The 19,112-nt window shown below is 60.2% G+C and carries 19 protein-coding genes; 14 read left to right on the top strand and 5 right to left on the bottom strand.

All coding sequences use genetic code 11. The features are described from left to right. Positions 1 to 6: 6 nt before the first annotated feature. Together ACO6TG_RS07845 and ACO6TG_RS07840 are read left to right on the top strand one after the other, a co-directional pair. Positions 7 to 891, top strand: coding sequence for an SDR family oxidoreductase (locus tag ACO6TG_RS07845; protein WP_422377662.1), 885 nt, complete (start codon positions 7 to 9; stop codon positions 889 to 891). Positions 892 to 951: 60 nt separating this feature from the next. Then, positions 952 to 1,785 carry an SDR family NAD(P)-dependent oxidoreductase gene (locus ACO6TG_RS07840; RefSeq protein ID WP_422377661.1) on the top strand — a complete coding sequence of 278 codons (834 nt, stop codon included), beginning with the start codon at positions 952 to 954 and terminating at the stop codon, positions 1,783 to 1,785. Positions 1,786 to 2,002: 217 nt separating this feature from the next. Here ACO6TG_RS07840 and ACO6TG_RS07835 read toward each other — a convergent pair whose 3' ends face one another. Beyond that, a complete protein-coding gene (locus ACO6TG_RS07835; RefSeq protein ID WP_422377660.1) occupies positions 2,003 to 2,668 on the bottom strand; it encodes a GntR family transcriptional regulator in 666 nt (221 codons plus the stop codon). Between the two features lie 168 nt (positions 2,669 to 2,836). On the opposite strand from ACO6TG_RS07835, the gene ACO6TG_RS07830 reads away from it, so the two are divergent. The 10 genes from ACO6TG_RS07830 (at position 2,837) to ACO6TG_RS07785 (ending at position 11,333) form a co-directional block, all read left to right on the top strand. Then, the gene (locus ACO6TG_RS07830; RefSeq protein ID WP_422377659.1) at positions 2,837 to 3,349 is read left to right on the top strand and encodes a TRAP transporter small permease; all 513 of its coding nucleotides are present in this window, start codon (positions 2,837 to 2,839) and stop codon (positions 3,347 to 3,349) included. Then, positions 3,346 to 4,632 (top strand): TRAP transporter large permease, encoded by a 1,287-nt coding sequence (locus ACO6TG_RS07825; protein ID WP_422377658.1) that lies wholly within the window; start codon positions 3,346 to 3,348, stop codon positions 4,630 to 4,632. The genes ACO6TG_RS07830 and ACO6TG_RS07825 overlap by 4 nt, the downstream gene beginning before the upstream one ends. A gap of 27 nt (positions 4,633 to 4,659) precedes the next feature. After that, a complete protein-coding gene (locus ACO6TG_RS07820; protein WP_422377657.1) occupies positions 4,660 to 5,664 on the top strand; it encodes a DctP family TRAP transporter solute-binding subunit in 1,005 nt (334 codons plus the stop codon). Positions 5,665 to 5,683: 19 nt separating this feature from the next. Next, on the top strand, positions 5,684 to 6,652 hold the full coding sequence (locus ACO6TG_RS07815; protein ID WP_422377656.1) for a C-terminal binding protein: 969 nt from the start codon (positions 5,684 to 5,686) through the stop codon (positions 6,650 to 6,652). 124 nt (positions 6,653 to 6,776) lie between these two features. Next, positions 6,777 to 7,391, top strand: a complete 615-nt coding sequence (locus tag ACO6TG_RS07810) for an RraA family protein (RefSeq protein ID WP_422377655.1) — start codon at positions 6,777 to 6,779, stop codon at positions 7,389 to 7,391. A gap of 69 nt (positions 7,392 to 7,460) precedes the next feature. Continuing rightward, positions 7,461 to 8,654 (top strand): L-dopachrome tautomerase-related protein, encoded by a 1,194-nt coding sequence (locus tag ACO6TG_RS07805; protein ID WP_422377654.1) that lies wholly within the window; start codon positions 7,461 to 7,463, stop codon positions 8,652 to 8,654. A 59-nt stretch (positions 8,655 to 8,713) separates the two neighbouring features. Continuing rightward, positions 8,714 to 9,637 (top strand): sugar kinase, encoded by a 924-nt coding sequence (locus ACO6TG_RS07800; protein WP_422377653.1) that lies wholly within the window; start codon positions 8,714 to 8,716, stop codon positions 9,635 to 9,637. Further along, on the top strand, positions 9,634 to 10,335 hold the full coding sequence (locus ACO6TG_RS07795; RefSeq protein WP_422377652.1) for an SDR family NAD(P)-dependent oxidoreductase: 702 nt from the start codon (positions 9,634 to 9,636) through the stop codon (positions 10,333 to 10,335). Before ACO6TG_RS07800 ends, ACO6TG_RS07795 begins: the two co-directional genes overlap by 4 nt. A gap of 9 nt (positions 10,336 to 10,344) precedes the next feature. After that, positions 10,345 to 10,872, top strand: coding sequence for a 2,4'-dihydroxyacetophenone dioxygenase family protein (locus ACO6TG_RS07790; RefSeq protein WP_422377651.1), 528 nt, complete (start codon positions 10,345 to 10,347; stop codon positions 10,870 to 10,872). A gap of 44 nt (positions 10,873 to 10,916) precedes the next feature. Continuing rightward, positions 10,917 to 11,333 carry a VOC family protein gene (locus tag ACO6TG_RS07785; RefSeq protein ID WP_422377650.1) on the top strand — a complete coding sequence of 139 codons (417 nt, stop codon included), beginning with the start codon at positions 10,917 to 10,919 and terminating at the stop codon, positions 11,331 to 11,333. A 61-nt stretch (positions 11,334 to 11,394) separates the two neighbouring features. Here the strand turns inward: ACO6TG_RS07785 and ACO6TG_RS07780 are convergent, their stop codons facing one another. From ACO6TG_RS07780 to ACO6TG_RS07765, 4 genes are all read right to left on the bottom strand, one after another. Then, complete coding sequence (locus tag ACO6TG_RS07780; RefSeq protein WP_422378855.1) at positions 11,395 to 11,973, bottom strand: thymidine kinase; 579 nt, start codon at positions 11,971 to 11,973, stop codon at positions 11,395 to 11,397. A gap of 97 nt (positions 11,974 to 12,070) precedes the next feature. Next, entirely contained in the window at positions 12,071 to 13,177 is a 1,107-nt protein-coding gene (locus tag ACO6TG_RS07775; RefSeq protein ID WP_422377649.1) for an endonuclease/exonuclease/phosphatase family protein, read from the bottom strand. Between the two features lie 127 nt (positions 13,178 to 13,304). Next, on the bottom strand, positions 13,305 to 15,263 hold the full coding sequence (gene uvrC / locus ACO6TG_RS07770) for an excinuclease ABC subunit UvrC (protein ID WP_422377648.1): 1,959 nt from the start codon (positions 15,261 to 15,263) through the stop codon (positions 13,305 to 13,307). Between the two features lie 84 nt (positions 15,264 to 15,347). Beyond that, positions 15,348 to 16,367 carry a calcium/sodium antiporter gene (locus ACO6TG_RS07765; RefSeq protein WP_422377647.1) on the bottom strand — a complete coding sequence of 340 codons (1,020 nt, stop codon included), beginning with the start codon at positions 16,365 to 16,367 and terminating at the stop codon, positions 15,348 to 15,350. A 366-nt stretch (positions 16,368 to 16,733) separates the two neighbouring features. Between ACO6TG_RS07765 and ACO6TG_RS07760 the strand changes: the two genes are divergently transcribed. Both ACO6TG_RS07760 and ACO6TG_RS07755 read left to right on the top strand, forming a co-directional pair. Next, positions 16,734 to 17,402: an outer membrane protein gene (locus tag ACO6TG_RS07760; RefSeq protein ID WP_422377646.1), complete on the top strand. Its 669-nt coding sequence runs from the start codon at positions 16,734 to 16,736 to the stop codon at positions 17,400 to 17,402. A gap of 184 nt (positions 17,403 to 17,586) precedes the next feature. Beyond that, positions 17,587 to 19,077: an efflux RND transporter periplasmic adaptor subunit gene (locus ACO6TG_RS07755; protein WP_422377645.1), complete on the top strand. Its 1,491-nt coding sequence runs from the start codon at positions 17,587 to 17,589 to the stop codon at positions 19,075 to 19,077. Positions 19,078 to 19,112: the final 35 nt, after the last annotated feature.

The raw sequence follows: 19,112 nt of genomic DNA, 5'->3' as shown, positions 1-19,112 counted from the left end.
GATCACATGAATATTCTTGTCACTGGTGCGAGCAGTGGATTTGGCAACCTGATGGTTGCCGATCTGGTCAAGGCGGGGCACCGGGTTGCCGGTACCGTACGCGATCCGGAAGGACGCAATGCCGACGTTGCGGCATCCTTGCGGGCTATCGGCGTTGAAATCGTCGACATCGACGTGACCGACGATGTGTCGGTCGAGGCGGGCGTTGCCGCTGCTCAAAAAGTCCTGGGTGGCATCGATGTCCTGGTCAACAACGCAGGTGCCGGGGCACATGGCCTGCAGGAGAATTTTTCCGGAGAAGACTTCAGGCGGATTTTCGACATCAATGTCTTTGGTGTCCAGCGGATGATCCGGGCTGTCCTGCCGCAGATGCGCCAGCGTGGATCAGGTCTCATCCTGAATGTCACAAGCCTGTTGGGCCGCGTCACCATACCGTTCCTGGGCCCTTACAACGCCGCAAAATGGGCTGTTGAAGCGCTCAGCGAAAACTACCGGTGGGAGCTCAGCCAGCTGGGCATCGACGTTGCCGTTGTTGAACCGGGGGGCTTCCCGACGAATTTCTTCGGCAATCTGATCGCGCCTGCGTTGCGCGACCGGGATTCGGGCTATGGCGAGCTGGCAACTGCGCCCGAGGCCATGCTGGAGGAAATGGGCAAGTCCCTTGCCGCCAACCCGCTTCAGTCGCCGCAGATCGTTTCCGACGCGGTCGTGAAACTCATCTCGACCGTGCCCGGCGAGCGACCGTTCCGCACGGAGGTGGATCGCAGCGGCATGGCCGATCCTGTCATTCCCTACAACGCACAGGCGGAAAAGGTCACTGAAGCCCTGTTCACAGCCTATGGCATGGACGGCCTGCTTCAGCTGAACACCGCTGCCGCCAAGGCAGCCTGAGATTTGCAGCCGGTCGGCCATGAGGCCGGCCGGCTGCTCTTGAGCAGAAAAGGATTTGTCATGACCCATTCCGCTTTCACCTCCGCTTCTGTCGCCGTGATCACCGGTGGTGCATCCGGCATCGGCCTTGCGGTTGCAACACGATTTGCACGCATGGGCATGCGTCTGGTAATCGCCGACCAGGCAACGGACAGTCTTGCCCCAACCGAGGCCGTGTTGCGCGGCGCCGGGGCAAAGGACGTTCTGGTTGCCGACCTGGATGTTTCCGACCGCGTTCAACTCCAAACGCTCGAAGCAGAGGTCGCCGAGCGCTTCGGTGGAACGGATATCCTGCTGAACAATGCCGGTGTCGGAGGTCGGTCTTCGACCACCGGAGCAAAGGAACCCTGGGAACGGATGCTGGGTGTGAACCTGTGGGGGGCGATCCACGGCACCCAGGTTTTTGCGCCAAACATGATGTCCCGCGGCCGGCCAGGCGCGATCATCAACACTGGATCCAAACAGGGCATTACCACACCGCCGGGAAACCCGGCCTATAATGTTTCAAAGGCCGCCTTGAAAGGCTACACCGAGGCGCTGGCGCATGAACTGCGGACGACGCCTGGAAACCAGATCACGGCGCATCTCCTGATCCCCGGCTTCGTCTATACGGGCATGATCAGCGCCCCTGAAAAACCGGCATCGGCCTGGACGGCGGATCAAACGGCTGCCTACTTCATCGAAAGCATGGATAAGGGCGACTTTTATATCCTCTGCCCGGACAATGATGTCACTCGGGAGATCGACCAGAAGCGCATTGCCTGGGCTGCCGGCGATCTTATTGAAAACCGTCCGCCGCTCAGCCGCTGGCATCCGGATTACAAAAATGCCTTTGCAGATTTCATGAAAGCCTGAGTACCAGGGTCCCTCGTGCCATTGGGATCCTGTTCCCGCATGGTGAACCCCGTGAGACATTGATACCGGAGCGCTCCTGGCGCCTGTGCGAGCTTGTGCGTTCATTTCAGTGGGGCCGGTTTCTTGCGGCGCAAGAAACGTTACGGCTTTCAGGCGGCATCATTAAAGCCGAGTGCTCAAATCCGGGCGCAAAAAACTGTCTCGCTCAGCCACAAAGTCAGGCGTTTTCGGCGACTGTCGCCTGGCTCCAGTAAGACCCTTCCTTGCGGTCGATGTGAGACTTCAGGATCTCCATGGCCCTTTCGACGTCGCGGTTTTTTACGGCTTCGGTCAGTTCGATATGCTCGCGATAGGATTTGGCCATGTGATCCGGGTGCCGGCCCAGGCGGTTCCGCAGGGCTGCCATTTTTTTGGCAATCGCCTGATAGGCATCGTTCAGGAACCGGTTATCCGACTGGTCGAACAGGCATTGATGGAACACGGTATCGGCAGCCAGATAGGCCGAATCGTCTTTCTGTTCCCGTGCCCTGGTCATGTCCTCGACGCATTTGACCAGAACGTCGTGCAAGGCGTCCGGGTTGAGACGGATTGCTTCCTTGAGAGCGGCTGTCTCAAGACAGACCCGGGCGTCACACAGTTTTGCAAGCTCGGACGGTTCCAGGCTGAAGACGAAGGTTCCCCGCATCGGTTCGACTGACAGCAATCCCTCCATTTCCAGTCGGTTGACGGCTTCCCGAACGGGGGTGCGGCTGACTTCCAGCTCCTTGGAAATGCGAATCTCCGACAGGTGTTCGCCAAGTTCCAGATCACCGCTCACGATCCATTCGCGCAGTGTTTCCGTCACCAATTCGGTCAGTGATTTCGGGCGTTTAATTGACTTCATCGGGATCTCCTTGGCGGGACCCTAACGCAGCTTGCTCTGGCATACAATATACCGATGATTTGACAACTGGCATACAGTATGCCAATTGTGTCGCTGTGCATTAATTTCAACTGGCATACAGTATGCCAGTGAAGATGAGAGAACAGAAGTTGCACGGGTGGAGGGGTCTTGGAGCGGTTTGAGAGAATTTTTGTCGCCTTGAACAGGGCACTGGTCGCACTTGTGCTGGCCCTGGTCTTCAGCATCGTCTTCATCAACGTGCTGGGGCGCTACGGCTTTGGGAATTCCTTTGCCTGGGTGGAGGAAGCCGCGCGGCATCTGATGGTGCTCGGGGCATTTTGCGGTGCCGGGCTTGCGCTGCGCGAAGGGCGGCTGGTCGCGATCACCATGCTTGCGGACCTGCTGCCTTTGACACTGTCTCTCACCCTGAAGTGGCTGATTGTTTTGATCATGGCAACCTTCATGGGTGTCATGACCTGGCTCGGCATTGAGTTTGTCGCCTTCGGCTGGCCCAAGGAAACCATGTCGACAGGCATGCCGCGCGGATTGCCCTATGTGGCCATTCCGCTCGGCTGCGCTTTGTTCCTTGTGCATCTGGCCTTGTTTGCGCGCCGTTTTGTTGCCGGCGAATTCGTGTCTGACCAGGCGGTATCCAGCGAGACCGGAGAGCGGCGGGCATGACCAACACGCTGATCATCCTTTTCTTCGCGACACTGGCGCTTGGTGTCCCTGTTGCCTTCACCATGGGGATCGCCGGTCTTGTGGCATTGGTCACTGGAACGTCGCTCAGTCCGCTGGTCGCGCCGCAGCGCATGTTTGCCGGGATCGACAGTTTTCCGCTGATGGCCGTGCCCTTTTTCATCCTCGCATCGGAACTGATGACCGCCTGCGGCCTGACCAGCGCGCTCCTGAGATTTGCAAATGCCCTGGTCGGGCATGTGCGTGGCGGGCTGGGACATGTGAACATTCTTGTGTCGATGCTGTTTGCCGGGATCAGCGGCTCGGCGCTTGCGGATGCAGCCGGCCCGTCGGCCATCGTGATGCGCATGATGCGCGAGGCGGGCTACGACAAGAACTACGCCGGCGCCCTGTCTGCGGCCACGGCAACCATCGGGCCGATTATTCCGCCGTCCATTCTGGCCGTGATTTATGCCATCTCCACCAAGGGCGTCACGGTTGCCGGGCTTTTCCTTGCCGGCATCGTGCCGGGATTGCTGCTTGGCCTTGCGCTGGCCGTTGCCAACCAGTTTGTCTCCGCAAAGCACGATTATCGCGGCCGGGAACAGCGGGCGGACGCAGGCGAGTTGGTGCAGAGCGCCTGGCTGGCTCTGCCGGCACTGGTGATGCCCGCAATCATCTTGGGTGGCATTCTGCTCGGTGTTTTTACCCCGACGGAAGCCGGTGCCGTCGCCTCGGCCTATGCCTTGCTGCTGGGCTTCCTGCTGAGGCGTTTTTCGCTGTCGGGGCTTTACGGGGCTTTTGTCCGTGCCGCCGTCATCACGTCTTCGGTCTTCCTGATTGTTGCGATGGCGTCGATCTTCGCCTGGATGCTGACCTATCTGCAGATCCCGCAGGAGCTGGCCAAGGCGATTGCCTCGATCTCTCAGGAAAAGCTCGTGGTTCTGCTGATCCTGGCGGCCTTCACGCTGGTCTGCGGTTTCTTTATCGACACACTGCCTGCGCTGATCATCCTGACGCCTGTGCTCGGACCGATTGCCGCGAGCGCGGGCATCGACCCGCTGCAATTCGGGATGATGCTCGTTCTCAATCTGACCATCGGCATGATCACGCCGCCGGTCGGCCCCGTGCTCTTCGTTATCTCAACGGTCGGCGGGCTCAAGCTCGAAGCCCTGTCTCGCGCGGTTCTGCCGCTGCTGCTGGCCGAACTGTTCGTGCTGCTTCTGGTCATCCTGGTGCCCGGTATCAGCACTTTCGTGCCGAACTATTTCGGTTTTTCAAGCTGACATGAAAGGGAGGACCTTATGAAACTCATGTCGAAACTTCTTGCTGCCACGGCCACGATGGCCATCGCAGTCTCTGCAGGCGCTGCGTCCGCAAAGGAGCTGAAATACGCTCACTTCCAATCCGCCGATCTGAGCTCTCCCAAACATGCAGCCGCACTCGCATTTGAAAGCTGTGTCGAGGGCAAGACCTCCGGGTCGATCGATGTTCAGGTGTTTCCGGCCAGCCAGCTGGGGGGCGGTGCGGAAATCATGGAAGGCCTGCAGCTGGGAGCGGTTCAGATGGCAGCCATTCACGACGGCCCGATCTCCGCGATCTACAAGCCGTTCTCCGTTCTGGCCATGCCGTACCTGTTTGACGATCAGGCCATGGCCTGGGCGGTGATGGACGGCGAGTTTGGTCAGGCGCTTGCCGAAGACATGCGCGAGAAGACAGGGATCCGCAGCTTCGGGGTGGCGGATAACGGGGTGCGGAATTTCACCAACAATGTGCGCCCGGTGGATGAGCCGGAGGACATGGCCGGGATGAAAATGCGTGTGATGACGGCGCCGGTCTGGGTCACCCTGGTAGAAAGTCTCGGGGCATCGGCCACGCCCGTGCCCTGGCCGGAACTGCCGGGCGCGCTTGCACAAGGCGTTGTCGATGGCCAGGAAAACGGTGTCACCAACATCGTCAACGCATCTCTTTATCAGCACCAGAAATACGTCTCCCTCGATGGGCATGTGTTCTCCTGGCACGCCTACCTGATGGCGGACAGCTTCTATGAGAGCCTGACCGACACCGAAAAGACGGCCGTTGCCGAGTGCGTGGAAATCTCGAAGACGATCCATCGTGGCATGACTGCGGCACAGGATGCCAATGCCACCGCCATCCTGTCTGAAAAGGGCATGGAAGTGGTGCCGGTGACACCGGAACAAAAAGCAAAGTTCCGGGCCGCGGCACAGCCGGCGGTGCGTGAGTACATCGTCGGTGAAATCGGCGCGGAGTGGCCGGATCGTCTGGACGCTGCGGTCGCAGCCTATCGCGGCGAATAAGGACGTAGAGAGATCACCGATGTCAATCAGTAACGTAGCCGTTCTCGAGCCTGGTTATGCCAGCTACGAGACAGAGAAAGGTGTTCTTTCCGACACCAATGCCCGGGTGGTTCCCGTGGCACCGAGCGACGACGTGATCTCGTCCCTGCGCGTTCTCGATCCGGTTGGTGTCATGGTGCGTGAGAGCGCCATGACACCCGCGGTCATCGACAGCTGCCCCAACCTCAAGGTGATTGTCCGCTACGGGGTCGGGGTCGACAATGTCGACATTCCGCATGCGACCGGGCGCGGCATCTATGTTGCAAATGTGCCCGACTATGGCGCCGAGATCGAGGTCAGCGAACATGCGGTTGCCCTTTATCTCGCGGTCCAGAGACGCCTGCTGACCCGGGATGCGGAAGTCAGGCAGGGCAAGTGGGACATCGGACAGAAGGCCGTCATTCCGGGGCGGGAAAAAGCCATCCTGGGTCTCGTTGGCGGCGGGCGTATCGGCCTGGAAACTGCACGCAAGTTCGGGGCTTTCGGGTTCAGTTCAACGCTTGTCTACGATCCATTCCTCAAGGCAGAGGTGGCGCGCGCGGCGGGTGTGAAGCTCGTCAGTCTCGAGGAGCTTTGCCGAAGCGCCGATGTTGTCAGTCTTCATGCGCCGCTGACCGAGGCAACGCGGCACATTATTGATGCCGCGCATCTGGCTCTGATGAAACGATCGACCATACTGGTCAACGTTTCCCGGGGTGGGCTCGTCGATGAAACGGCGCTGGCCAAAGCCCTCCGCGAGGGGTGGATATTCGGGGCCGGTATCGATGTCTTCGAGCAGGAGCCCGTGCGGGAAAATCATCCCCTTCTGACGACGCCCAACACCATTTTGTCCGATCATGCGGCCTGGTACTCGGAGCGATCCGTTGAAGTGCTCCAGCGCAACGCCGCCCAGGAAGTTCGAAGGGTGCTTACAGGCCAGACGCCGAAGAACTGGGTGAACCAGTGGTAGGGCTCCACACCCTGGCGTTCCCTTCGCTCTCATATCCGGACTGACGCCAAATCCGGGTGTTTTTCAACTCTCAACAAAGGAATGCAATATGACGCTCGCTGAGTTAATTGCAGGATTTAGAGACGTGGCCACGGCCTCCGTGGCCGATGCCGTCGACAAGGTCGCGGGCAAGACCGGCTTCCTGAACCAGTCCATCAAGCCGCGCATCAACGACAGGAAAATCTGCGGACCTGCGGTCACCATCCTGGAAGGACCGACCCAGGAATTTCTGCCACCTCAACATGCGCTGGATGCCATTGACGAGGCCGACGAGGGCTCGGTCATCGTGATTTCGGTCAATAGCGAGGAAAACGTGGCGGTCTGGGGCGGCCTGATGACGGCAGGCGCCGTTGCCAACAAACACGAGGCAGCGATCCTGGACGGTGCGGTCCGCGATCTGGTCGAGATCAAGCGCGATTACGACTTTCCGGTCTTTGCCCGGTCTGTTTCCCCCGGCACCACGCTGGGGCGTTTCAAGACCATTGCCTCAAATGTCGAAGTGCCCATCGGTGAAGTGATGATCAATCCTGGCGACATCGTCGTGGGCGATGTCGACGGTGTCGTTGTCGTGCCGCGCGAGCATGCCGAAGAGGTTCTGCGGATGTCGCAGGAGATCGACGAACGCGAGGCCGAGCAGGCCAAACTCATCATTCAGAACGGATCGCTTCGGGAAGGTCTGGCGAAATACGGCCGCATCTAATTCGGGTCAAGTGTCCGCAGGTTGCGGCAACAACCTGCGGACCGCCAACACTCAGCAAGGGAGGATGAGATGCTGAAACAGTTGCTCAACACTGCGGCCCTTACGGTCGCGCTGGTCACTTCTGCAGCCGCGCAAGACGGGCTGGAAGTCGTGGCAGAATGGAATAGCCTGCCATATGCGGTCAAGGACGAGGCGACCAGGACCGCCTGGGAAGACTCGAAAATTCATGGCCAGGCCCTGGTTCAGGGCGCCAAGCTGGACAGTGCCGGCAACATTTATGTGTCGACGGCGCGCTGGGGCGGACCGGAGATCCCCTCCACCCTTTCCAAACTTGTCAGGAACGGTGAAACCTGGGAGCTGGAAGCCTATCCGTCGGAGGAGATGAACAACATTGCCAACAAGGCGGGGCTCAAGGCGGTCCTCGGCTTTGAAATCGACCGGAACGACGTCATGTGGATCCTCGACCAGGGGCATGTGGCCGGGCCTCCGTTCAAAGAAGGCGATGCCAAGCTTGTTCTGTGGGACATCAAGGAGAACAAGGAAATCCAGCGGTTCGTTTTTCCCAACGAGCTGGCGAACCGGGAATGCTCGTTCCTGAACGACCTTGCCGTCGATAACGATACCGGCTTTGCCTATATCGCCGACAGCGGCATTTTCTGCGATCCCCTGCATGGCGGCTTGCTGATCTATGACAGCAACACCAACACGGCGCGCCGCATCCTGGATCAGCACAAGTTCACCAACAACGAACCGCATTTTTTCTTCAACATCGATGACCGTCAGGTTCTGAAGGGCGGCGGTATGCAGACGGGTGCCGATGGGATTGCGCTGTCGGCCGACAAGGACACGGTCTATTGGACCAACCTGACCGGCAACACGCTCTACAGCCTCGACACCGATCTTTTGCGCAATTTCGAAACCTCCGAAACGGTCATCGAGAATGCTGTCGATGTCGTGACATCGCTGCCGTCGAACACCGATGGCATGACCGGTGACAGCGAAGGCAACATCTATATGACAGCGCTGTCGCTGGACGGGATCATGAAGCTGGACGGTGCGACCGGTCAGGTGTCCCGCTTCATCCATCACCCTGAAATGAACTGGCCGGACACGCTGGCCTGGGGACCGGACGGGGCTTTGTATGTCGTCTCCAACCACCTGCATGTCTGGGTGGATGGCGAGATGGACTTCGAGGCACCGGAGATCCCGAACTTCAGGATCTGGAAGATCCCGGGTGTCGGCAAAAGCTACACCAGCGAATAACCCTCCCGACCAACTTGCTGCGCCGGACGCGGCGCAGCCTTTTTTGCGGAAAGAGAGCTATGCAGCCTGAAATCGTTTGTCTTGGCGAACCCATGCTGGAATTCAACCAGCAACCGGACGGGCGCTTCCTGAAAGGCCACGGCGGTGACACATCGAACGTGGCCATTGCAGCCGCGCGCCAGGGGGCGAAGGTCGGCTACCTGACCCGCCTTGGAGCAGATGCCTTCGGCGACGAGTTTCTGTCCCTCTGGCAGGCTGAGGGGATCGACACGTCCCGTGTGATCCGCGATCCGTCGGCCCACACAGGGGTCTATTTCGTCAGTCATGACGAAAAAGGACATCACTTTTCCTATTTGCGCAAAGGGTCTGCCGCCAGCCGGCTGACGGCGCAGGACCTGCCGGCAGACTATATTCGCAATGCCAAGGTGCTTCACGTCTCGGGCATTAGCCAGGGCATTTCGGAAACCGCCGCCGATACGGTGTTTGCCGCCATGGAACTCTGCCGGAAGGCCGGTGGCTGGGTGGCCTATGACACCAATTTGCGGACGGCGCTCTGGCCGTTGGAGCGCGCTCGGGCCGTCATCACTGCGGGCATGTCCAAGGCCCAGATCGCCTTGCCTGGACTGGAAGATGCCGTCCAGCTTACCGGGCTGACGGATCCGGACCAGATCGCGGATTTCTATCTCGGACTGGGATGTGAGGTGGTGGCCCTGACGCTCGGGTCTGAGGGCACTCTCGTGGCCCTGCCAACGGAGCGCAGGCGGATCAAGGGCAAACGGGTCAAACCCGTTGACGCCACTGGAGCAGGCGACACATTCGACGGTGCCTTTCTTGCGGAAATGGCGGCCGGACGAGACCCGTTCGAGGCTGCCTCCTATGCCAATGCTGCCGCCGCCCTGTCCACGCAGGGATTTGGCGCTGTTGCGCCAATGCCGGATCGTCATAAGGTCAGGGACTTTTTGACGACGGGAGAAGCTGCGTGAAAACGGCACTTGTAACTGGCGGAACCAGCGGGATCGGCTTCGGGGTCTGTGAGGTTCTGCTTGGGCAAGGGTGGCAGGTCATTGCGACCGGTCTGAGCGATACGGAAATCGCCAAATGTCCGAAACGGCCCGGTCTGACGGTTCTGCGTCTCGACGTGACGGATGATCTGTCCGTCTCGAACTGCGTAGCGGAAATCGACCGCCTGGACGGATTGGTGAACTGTGCCGGTGTTCTGATGCGCGGCAAGGAATACGATCTGGAGGTCTTCAGGACTGTTCTGGAAGTCAATCTGGTGGGCACGATGCGCATGTGCCTGGCAGCCCAGCCTTTGCTGAAAGAGACTTCCGGCGCCATCGTCAACACCGCGTCCATGCTGAGTTACTTCGGCGGCGCTCTCGTCCCGGCCTATGCCGCCTCGAAGGGTGGCGTTGCTCAATTGACCAAGTCGCTGGCGGCCGGCTGGGCGGAAGACGGTGTGCGCGTCAACGCGGTCGCGCCCGGGTGGATCGATACGGGTATGACCGAGACGCTGCAGGCAGACGCCGCGCGCAATGGGGCCATTCTGGCGCGCACGCCAATGGGCCGTTGGGGGCAACCCGGAGAGATCGGGGAACTTGTTGCCTGGCTTCTGTCGGACAAGGCCGGGTTCGTGACAGGAAGCATCTATCCTGTCGATGGTGGATATTCCGCGGTTTAGGAGGAAAAGATGCCCTTGCAATCAGATGACGGGAACCCGATGCAGCCTTACCAGCTGCCTTTTCCCAAAGATGCGCTTGAGGAGATCGTCATTCCGGATGCCATTCCCGAAGACGAGCGGCTTTGGGTTCCCCAGGCCGAGAATGTTGCCTTTCGGCCGCTGTGCCTGAACCGGTCGCAGGGATACTGGATGAACCTGCTGCGGGTTCGCAAATCCGGTGTCCTGTCCCGCCACCGGCATCCGCAGCCGGTGCACGGCTTCGTGTTGAAGGGCCGCTGGCACTATCTGGAACATGACTGGGAGGCGCGGGCGGGCGGCTACGTTTTTGAGCCGCCGGGAGAGACCCATACGCTGGTTGTCCCGGAGGATGTCGACGAGATGATCACCTTTTTCCAGGTGAACGGGGTGATGGTCTATGTCGATCCGGTGGGCACGGTCCTCGGCTACGAAGACGTTTTCACCAAGATCGACATGTGCCGGAAACACTATGCCGAGGTTGGTCTCGGCGAAGATTTTGTCGATCAGTTCATTCGCTGATCGACGGTGACCGACATCAGACTGTTTTTTGAAACGAGGGGAAAATGAAATACCTGCACACGATGCTGCGCGTCAGCAATCTCGACGCATCGATCGCGTTCTTCAAGCTTCTGGGCTTCGCTGAAACCGCGCGTTACGACGAACCCGAAGCGCGGTTCACCATCGTCATGATGGCGCCTCCCGGAGGAGAGGATACACCGGTGGAACTCACCTGGAACTATGATCCGGAAGATCTGGGGGAGGCGCGGTTCTTTGGGCATCTGGCTTATGAGGTCGACAATATCTACGAGACCTGTGCCAGCCTTCAGGCTGCTGGTGTTACCATCAATCGTCCGCCACGGGATGGACGCATGGCCTTCATCCGCACGCCCGACAATCACTCGATCGAGTTTCTGCAAAAGGGAGAGGCGTTGCCGCCAGAAGAGCCCTGGGCATCGATGGGGAATGTCGGTCACTGGTAGCAGGGACCGGCACAGGGCGACAGGGGCGACACGTTGACCACGCGGTTTGGCGAGCTGTCCCTCAGCCCAGCTGTCGCTTGCTCCAGTGAAGGCGGCACAGCGAGACATATTTGTCGTTGCCGCCAATCTCGACCTGGTTGCCTTCCTCGACAATGTTGCCGTCGGCATCCAGGCGGGCGACCATGGTGGCCTTGCGGCCGCACCAGCAGATGGTCTTGACCTCTTTCAGATTGTCGGCAAGCGCAAGCAGGGCAGCACTGCCGGGAAAGAGCTTGCCCTGGAAGTCCGTTCTGAGGCCGTAACACATGACCGGGATGCGCAACTGGTCGGCAACATTGGCCAGTTGCCAGGCCTGTGCTTCCGTCAGGAACTGGGCTTCATCGACCAGGACCGCATCGATCTTGCCCGCTTTGCTGCGGGTTTCAATGTGGTCGAACACATCGTCCTGCGGGGAGAACACGTCGGCATCGGCCCCCAGTCCGATCCGCGAGGCGATGCGGCCTGTGCCGGCCCGGTCGTCGAAGGAGGCGATCATCAGAAGCGTGTTCATGCCGCGCTCCTGGTAATTGTAGGCGGCCTGCAGCAGCAAGGTCGACTTGCCGGCGTTCATCGTGGAATAGTTGAAATAGAGCTTGGCCATCTGGGGATCACGGGAATCGGTCACGAAAGGTTCCCGCAGTCTTCAAAAATCCGGCCGAGGCCTCAAACACTTTCCGGTTGAAGTCACAGGCAATGTTTCACCTTTGGCGCGATTTTGTCTGACCCAGTTCGACAATCAGCGGCAGGTGATCCGAGCCGATATGCGGACCCAGAGAGACGTTCACAAGCTGCAGGTCTTTTGAAACGGCGAACTGGTCGACCGGTGCGCCGAGTATCCAGTGCAGGCGATAATCGAAGAAGAAACGCGTGGTCTGCGGCCAGCCGTCCGGATAAGCGGTCTTCAGCCCGTTTCTGGTCAGGGTCTCCTGGAACCGGGCGGACCAAGGCGCGCTGTTCCAGTCGCCGATCGCCAGGATATTGTCGCCGTTTTCCTCCTCCAGCCGGTCAAGAACGGCATCGACCGCGTCGAAATAGCGGCGTTTGTTGAGCCAGCGAGCTTCGGTGCGCGGACTGTCCGGATGAATGACCACGAGATGCAAGGGGGCCTTGCCGGTGTCGAGTGTCAACGACAGCAGCTCCCGATCGGCGTCGTAATAGACATTGGCGCCAGGCGGAAGCTCGCCGTGGATGACCTGTTCTTCGGCCTTCAGGATGGGAAATCGGGAATAGACCACGAGACCGCCGAGATCGCCGACCTTGAGATAGTCCGGAAAACCGTTTCGCCCGGCGCCGCCGGCAGGCAGGCCCAGGCGTTCCCAGCGCCTTTCCTGAATCCACCAGAGCACTTCCTGCAGGACGATGATGTCCGGCTTTTCCTGTTCCAGGAAACTCTGCAGCACCTTGTCGCCCAGAAACAGGTGCTCGATGTTGATGGAAATGATCTTGAGCGGCTGGTCTCCGGCAGCAAGGGGCCCGGCCGGTTTGGTGTTTGCCAGGGTGCGGGCACCAGTCAGCCCGGCCAGGGCAATGCAGGCCGCAAGGGCCAGCATCCAGGTCATCCGGTAGAGCCAGGCCAGCCGGTGGCGGACCAGGAACCCGATCGTACCGCCCAGAATGCCGGCCAGGCCCGCGGCCAGGAATTGCCGCAGGAAAAAGCTCATATTGTCCGCCAGCCAAAAGTCGGGCGCAAGATAGGCCGCCAGGCCCATCAGGCAGACAGCAAGTGCGCCAAGGCTGCCGAGCCAGCCGAGAAGCGACAGGCCGGTGTCGATCAGGGATCGCGGCTTTGAGCGGTTGAGCAGCATCTTGGCCTTTCCGGCTGAAGGAGCAGACAGCCGCTGTGCTTAGCACGAACTGCCGGGGCAGTGTCAGCTAAACCATCGAATGGGATGTGCCCAACATGGGGGGCAAAGACCTTACACGCGGTCTGGCTCACTCATGAAAGTGATCATAAACGAGCCGGGCGATCGCTTCGGAGATGCCTGGAACAGCGGCCAGATCGTCAACGCCCGCCTTTGAGACGGCCTTGGCGGTTCCGAAATGGGTGAGCAGGGCCTTCTTGCGGGTCGGCCCGATGCCTGCGATCTCGTCAAGCGGGTTCTTGACGATGTCCTTCTTGCGCCGCGCCCGATGACTGCCGATGGCAAAGCGGTGGGCCTCGTCGCGCAGGCGCTGCACGAAATAGAGCACCGGATCGCGCTCCGGCAGCATGAAAGACGATCTGCCGGGAATGAAGAACTTCTCCCGTCCCGCGTCCCGGTCCGGTCCCTTGGCAATGCCGACCAGCGGCACGTCGGTGATGCCGAGGCCTTCCAGGGTTTCGCGCGCAGCCGTCAACTGGCCCTGGCCGCCATCGATCAGCACCAGGTCGGGCCAGGCCGGCATTTCGGCAGAAGCCGGCGGCTCTTCGACCGGGGCGCCTTCGCTCTCGCTTTCACCGCTCTGAGGCGGCTCTGTACGGGCATGTTCTTTCAGGAGGCGAGAAAAGCGGCGCGTGAGCACTTCGCGCATCATGCCGTAATCGTCGCCCGGTACGAGGTCTTCGGACTTGATGTTGAACTTGCGATACTGGCCCTTGGTGAAACCTTCCAGCCCGGCAACGATCATGCCGCCAACCGCATTGGTGCCCATTATGTGGGAGTTGTCATAGACCTCGATGCGGCGTGGCGATGCCACCAGATCGAAGGCTTCGGCGACCCCCTTCAACAGGCGCGCCTGGCTGGAGGTTTCCGCCAGACGTCGGCCCAGGGCTTCGCGCGCATTGGTTAGAGCGTGATCGACCAGCTCCTTCTTTTCACCGCGTTTGGGAACGAGCACCTCGACCTTGCGGCCGGTCCGTTCGCTCAAGGCTTCTGAAAGCAGGTCCTGTTCGCCGAGCGCATGGCTCAACAGGATCTGCTTCGGCGCGGGCTTGTCGTCATAGAACTGGGCCAGGAAGCTTTCCAGAATGTCCGTCTCTTCCCAGGATTTGTCCGCCTTGGGGAAATAGGCCCGATTGCCCCAGTTCTGGCCGGTGCGGAAAAAGAACACCTGCACGCAGGTCTGGCCGCCCTCCTGGTGAATGGCGAAAACGTCGGCTTCTTCGACCGATTGCGGGTTGATGCCCTGATGCGCCTGAATGTGGGACAGGGCCGACAGGCGGTCGCGGTAGATGGCGGCCCTTTCAAATTCTAGGTCGGCGGAGGCCGCTTCCATTTGTTCCGCCAGCTGTTTCTTGATCAGTTGACTGCGGCCCGACAGGAAGGCCTTGGCTTCCGAGACCAGGCCGGCATAGTCCTCCGGCCCGATTTCACCGGTACAGGGGCCAGCGCAGCGCTTGATCTGGTATTGCAGGCAGGGGCGCGTGCGGTTCTCGTAATAGCTGTCTGAACAGGTCCGGATCAAAAAGGCCTTCTGCAGGGCATTGATCGTCCGGTCGACCGCGCCTGCAGAGGCAAAGGGGCCGAAATAGGCGCCCTTGCGCTTGCGGGCACCGCGGTGTTTCACAATGGCGGGCGATTCATGATCGCCTGTGACCAGGATATAGGGAAACGACTTGTCGTCGCGCAGCAGCACATTGAAGCGCGGGCGCAGGCGCTTGATCAGATTGGCTTCCAGCAGCAGCGCTTCGGGTTCCGTTTCCGTGACCACGAATTCCATCGCCGCGGTTGCCAGGATCATGCGCATGATGCGGTTCGACTGGCCCTGGAGCCGGGTGTAGCTGGTCACCCGCTTTTTCAGGCTGCGGGCCTTGCCGACATAAAGAACCTCACCGTTCTCGTCGAGCATCCGGTAAACGCCCGGCCCGTTGGGCAGACGCTTGACCTCGTCGGCGATGACCTCGACACCCTTGCGCGGCGCTTCGCTGTTTTTGCCCTCTTCCGAGGTCTCGTCAGGTTGAGAATCAGACATGTCCTGCATGCCAGACATTTAAGCGCCTCGGGCCGTTCAGGAAAGGGGCCTGTTCAGAAGTGCGTTGTCTGCAGGGCGCAAGTTTCAGGTGGTATGGCCGAGCATGTAGACCGTCGCGATGTAGAGGACATAGGCGGCAGTCATGGCAAAGCCGGAAATCCGGCCAAGGCAAATGCGGAAGCCTGCAAGCGCCGTCAACAGCAACGCGCAGGCCAGCATCACCCAGATGTCGAGTTTCAGCACTTCCTGCGGCACGTCGATCGGAACGACGACCGCCGTAATGCCGATGATGGCGAGCAGGTTGAAGATATTGGACCCGATGACATTGCCGATCGCGACGGCACCATGCTGGCGGATGGCGGCCATGACGGTGGTTGCAAGTTCGGGAAGCGATGTGCCAAGCGCAATGACGGTCAGACCGATAACGGCTTCGCTGACGCCCCAGGCGGTGGCGATGGAAGTTGCACCTGTAATGGTAAAATGCGCACCGAGCGGCAGGCCGACCAGACCCAGCAGTATGTAAATGATCGCGATCCAGATGCTGTCCGGCACATCCTCGACTTCGTCAAGGCCGTCATCGTCCTCGTCGATCAATGCGCCGTCGGCCACAGCTGCACCGGCCGCAGCAGCGGCGATGGCTTTTTGTTCCTTGCGATGCCGCCGGGCGACGATGGTCGATGCGCCGAGAAAAAGGCCGAGCAGCGTCAGCAGGACCAGGCCTGCGGTCAAGCCGATCGGGGTGTAGAAACACAGGGCGATGAAAACGAGCGTCACGGTGACCATGAACAGCGCGTTCCGGGTCGCTCCGGCTTCGCCACAGGGTGTGGCTGCTATCAGGGCCGGCATGCCCAGAACGAGCAGAACATTGGCGATGTTGGATCCGACGACATTGCCGATGGCGATACCACCCGCGCCCTCAAGGGCGGCTTTCAGGGATATGACCAGTTCCGGGGCGGAGGTTCCGAAGGCGACGATGGTCAAGCCAATGACAAGGTTCGGAATCCCAAGGCGCTGCGCGACGCCGACAGAACCCCTGACCAGAACATCACCGGCAATGATCAGCACAACCAGTCCGCCTGCGAGGCTTATGTAGTCAAACAGCATCTATGAGTTCCGGTTTCGGTCTGGCGTGGGCGTCGTGCACGGTTTCGGGAAGGGCTCCCAATTCCTGTTGGGCGCCTTATACGCAATAGATTGGTTCGGGGAAAGTCAGTGACAAGGAACTTTCTACCGCCCAAATGGCGACCCGGAATGCAAATTGCAATGGTCTTAACGAGGCATTTATGCTGCCAGATTGTTGCCAGCATTTGTCACCAAATCTCCTAAATCTCAATCCCGATCCGCCACAAACGCTCTCCATATCTGCTGACAGGGGGAGAGTGAGGACGCGGCAACCCCCGTCCGACTCACAACAGGCCTGCCTGAAAAGGGGGCCATTCAGAAAGAAAATGTGGATCTGGAGTATCTGAAATGAAACGTCTTGCACTTGCTGGCATGGCAATGACCGCAGCATCGGCCGCAGCCGCGCCGGTTCTGGCCGCGGATCTGCCCCAGGCCCCGGCACCGGCTTACGAGGCGGTTCCGGCTCCGCAACAGACGATTGACTGGTCCGGGATCTATCTCGGCGGTAATCTCGGTTGGGCGTTCGGGAATTTCGACAACAAGTCTGGCAGCACGGGTCTTGGCACCAACGCCAATGGCGTCGGCGGCGGCCTTTACACCGGCTATAACTTCCAGGTGACGCCCAATGTGGTGATCGGTGCCGAAGCTGACTTCAGCCTCACGGACCTGGAAGAATCGCGTACCAATGGCGGTCTCAACGTCAAATCCAAATCGGACTGGAACTCCAATATCCGGGCGCGTGTCGGTTACAGTTTCGACCGCTACCTGGTCTATGGTGCGGGCGGTCTGGCGCTTGCCGACCTGGAAGTGTCTGCGGCCGGGGACAAGGACAGCAAGACCGCTCTCGGCTGGACGGTAGGTGCCGGTGGCGAAGCGGCCATCACCAACAACATCAGCGCCCGTCTTGAGTATGTCTACCAGGACTTCGGCAGCCAGGATTTCAACCTGAACGGAACCGGCGTCAGCTCGGAATTCAACAATTCCCAGGTTCGACTCGGTCTCGGCTACAAGTTCTGATCATTCGGTGACACCGAGAAACGGGTCCGGTACCTTCAGGTGCCGGGCCCGTTTTGTTACAAGTGGTTACAAGGTTTTCAGAATTTCGCCCCACAAGCATGGTATTTTAACGATGCTGTACTACCTGCGGCAAGTGGGACCGTGTGCTGATGCGGGCCTTGAAGCGGTTCTGTGGGAGAGTTGAATGCGGTTCCTGATGCGCGGACTGGTAGGTCTGGCATTGATGGCAGTGATGATCGGGTTTGCCGGGTTCGGCGGCTACCGGCTTTACGAAGCCATGACGGCTGAGGAGCAGGTACGCCAGCGTCCCGCCCGGGAGCGCAGCTATTCGGTCAATGTGGCTGAACTGGTTCCGCAAACCGTCGCGCCCGTTACCACAGCCTATGGCACGATTGAAAGCTGGCGGACACTGGAACTCCGGGCAAGCTCCGAAGGCCGGCTGGTCGATGTGGCCAGCAAATTCAGAGACGGAGCTGCGGTCGCGGAAGGCGAACTTCTCCTGCGCATCGATCCGGCAAATGCGGAATTCCAGGTTCTGGATGCGGAGGCAGCTCTTGCCGATGCGGAGGCTCAGAAGGCCGAGGCGGAAGAAGCGATTGTCGGAGCCGAGCAGGAACTGGAAGCGGCCCGGCGCCAGCTGGAGCTGCGACGCCAGGCGCTGGAGCGTCAGCGGCAACTGAAGGACAAGGGCTATTCGACCGCCGTCCAGGTGGAAACAGAAGAGCTCGGCGTGGCCTCGCTGGAGCAATCTCTCAGCAACCGCCTGCAAGCGGTGATCACGGCCCGCAAGCGTATCGAACGCATGGACCTGACGGTGAAGCGGGCAGCGCTGGCCCTGGAAGACGCACGACGCGTGCTCGACGAAACGACACTCACCGCCCCTTTCAACGGATATCTTTCCGACGTGAATGCCACACTTGGCCGGCGGGTCAGCCCGTCGGAAACACTGGCGCATTTGATTGACCCGGCCGCTCTGGAGGTCAGGTTCTCATTGTCGACGGCCGAGTTTTCCCGCCTGCTCGACGATCGTGGCAAGTTGATCAAGGTGCCGGTCAGCGTGACCTTGCAGCTCGGAGGGCGATCGATCACCGTACCCGGAAATATCGATCGGTCCGCGGCTGTGGTGTCGGAAGGCGAGGCCGGCCGCACTCTGTTCGCAACGCTTGATATCGAGCCTGGGACTGTTCTGCGTCCCGGCGATTTTGTCCTGGTTGCCGTTGAAGAACCCGAGCTTTTGAACGTAGCGCTTGTGCCAGCCGCCGCTGTGACGGAGGACGGCCGACTGCTGATCGTCGGAGAAGACGAGCGGATCGGCGAAATCCGGGCCAGGGTGCTGCGCAGGATGGGTAACGACGTGGTGCTGGCGGACGTGCCGTTTGGCAGGGACTATGTCCGCGAACGTCTGCCTCAGCTTGGCACCGGTCTCAAAGTGACGCCACGCCGAACGGACGGACAGGACGAGCGGCCGCAGCAGGCGCCGCAAGCCGGCGGTGAGCGCCCATCCGGTGATCTGGTTGCGCTCGATCCCGAGCGCCGCGCGGCCCTGATCGCCCAGTTGAACAGTTCCAACATGCCGGAAAACCGGAAAGCAAGGTTGCTGGCACTTCTGAATGAACCGATGGTGCCCAAGGACCTGATTGAACGGCTCGAACAACGGGGCGGCCGCCGCGGCTGACACGGGCGAGGCGCCTGCGCTGACTGGAGTATCCC

The sequence above is a fragment of the Roseibium sp. genome, from assembly GCF_965233565.1.
Lineage (GTDB): Bacteria > Pseudomonadota > Alphaproteobacteria > Rhizobiales > Stappiaceae > Roseibium.
The sequence above is the reverse complement of the archived record's forward strand: the minus strand, read 5'-3'. Positions and strand labels throughout refer to the sequence as shown.

Coding starts and splice junctions, on each gene's coding strand:
- ACO6TG_RS07765 (WP_422377647.1), bottom strand. CDS start 16,367: ATGCTGTTTGACTACATAAGCCTCGCAGGCGGACTGGTTGTGCTGATC.
- ACO6TG_RS07780 (WP_422378855.1), bottom strand. CDS start 11,973: ATGGCCAAGCTCTATTTCAACTATTCCACGATGAACGCCGGCAAGTCG.
- ACO6TG_RS07815 (WP_422377656.1), top strand. CDS start 5,684: ATGTCAATCAGTAACGTAGCCGTTCTCGAGCCTGGTTATGCCAGCTAC.
- ACO6TG_RS07825 (WP_422377658.1), top strand. CDS start 3,346: ATGACCAACACGCTGATCATCCTTTTCTTCGCGACACTGGCGCTTGGT.
- uvrC (WP_422377648.1), bottom strand. CDS start 15,263: ATGTCTGATTCTCAACCTGACGAGACCTCGGAAGAGGGCAAAAACAGC.
- ACO6TG_RS07775 (WP_422377649.1), bottom strand. CDS start 13,177: ATGCTGCTCAACCGCTCAAAGCCGCGATCCCTGATCGACACCGGCCTG.
- ACO6TG_RS07820 (WP_422377657.1), top strand. CDS start 4,660: ATGTCGAAACTTCTTGCTGCCACGGCCACGATGGCCATCGCAGTCTCT.
- ACO6TG_RS07835 (WP_422377660.1), bottom strand. CDS start 2,668: ATGAAGTCAATTAAACGCCCGAAATCACTGACCGAATTGGTGACGGAA.
- ACO6TG_RS07790 (WP_422377651.1), top strand. CDS start 10,345: ATGCCCTTGCAATCAGATGACGGGAACCCGATGCAGCCTTACCAGCTG.
- ACO6TG_RS07845 (WP_422377662.1), top strand. CDS start 7: ATGAATATTCTTGTCACTGGTGCGAGCAGTGGATTTGGCAACCTGATG.
- ACO6TG_RS07840 (WP_422377661.1), top strand. CDS start 952: ATGACCCATTCCGCTTTCACCTCCGCTTCTGTCGCCGTGATCACCGGT.
- ACO6TG_RS07785 (WP_422377650.1), top strand. CDS start 10,917: ATGAAATACCTGCACACGATGCTGCGCGTCAGCAATCTCGACGCATCG.
- ACO6TG_RS07805 (WP_422377654.1), top strand. CDS start 7,461: ATGCTGAAACAGTTGCTCAACACTGCGGCCCTTACGGTCGCGCTGGTC.
- ACO6TG_RS07760 (WP_422377646.1), top strand. CDS start 16,734: ATGAAACGTCTTGCACTTGCTGGCATGGCAATGACCGCAGCATCGGCC.
- ACO6TG_RS07755 (WP_422377645.1), top strand. CDS start 17,587: ATGCGGTTCCTGATGCGCGGACTGGTAGGTCTGGCATTGATGGCAGTG.
- ACO6TG_RS07800 (WP_422377653.1), top strand. CDS start 8,714: ATGCAGCCTGAAATCGTTTGTCTTGGCGAACCCATGCTGGAATTCAAC.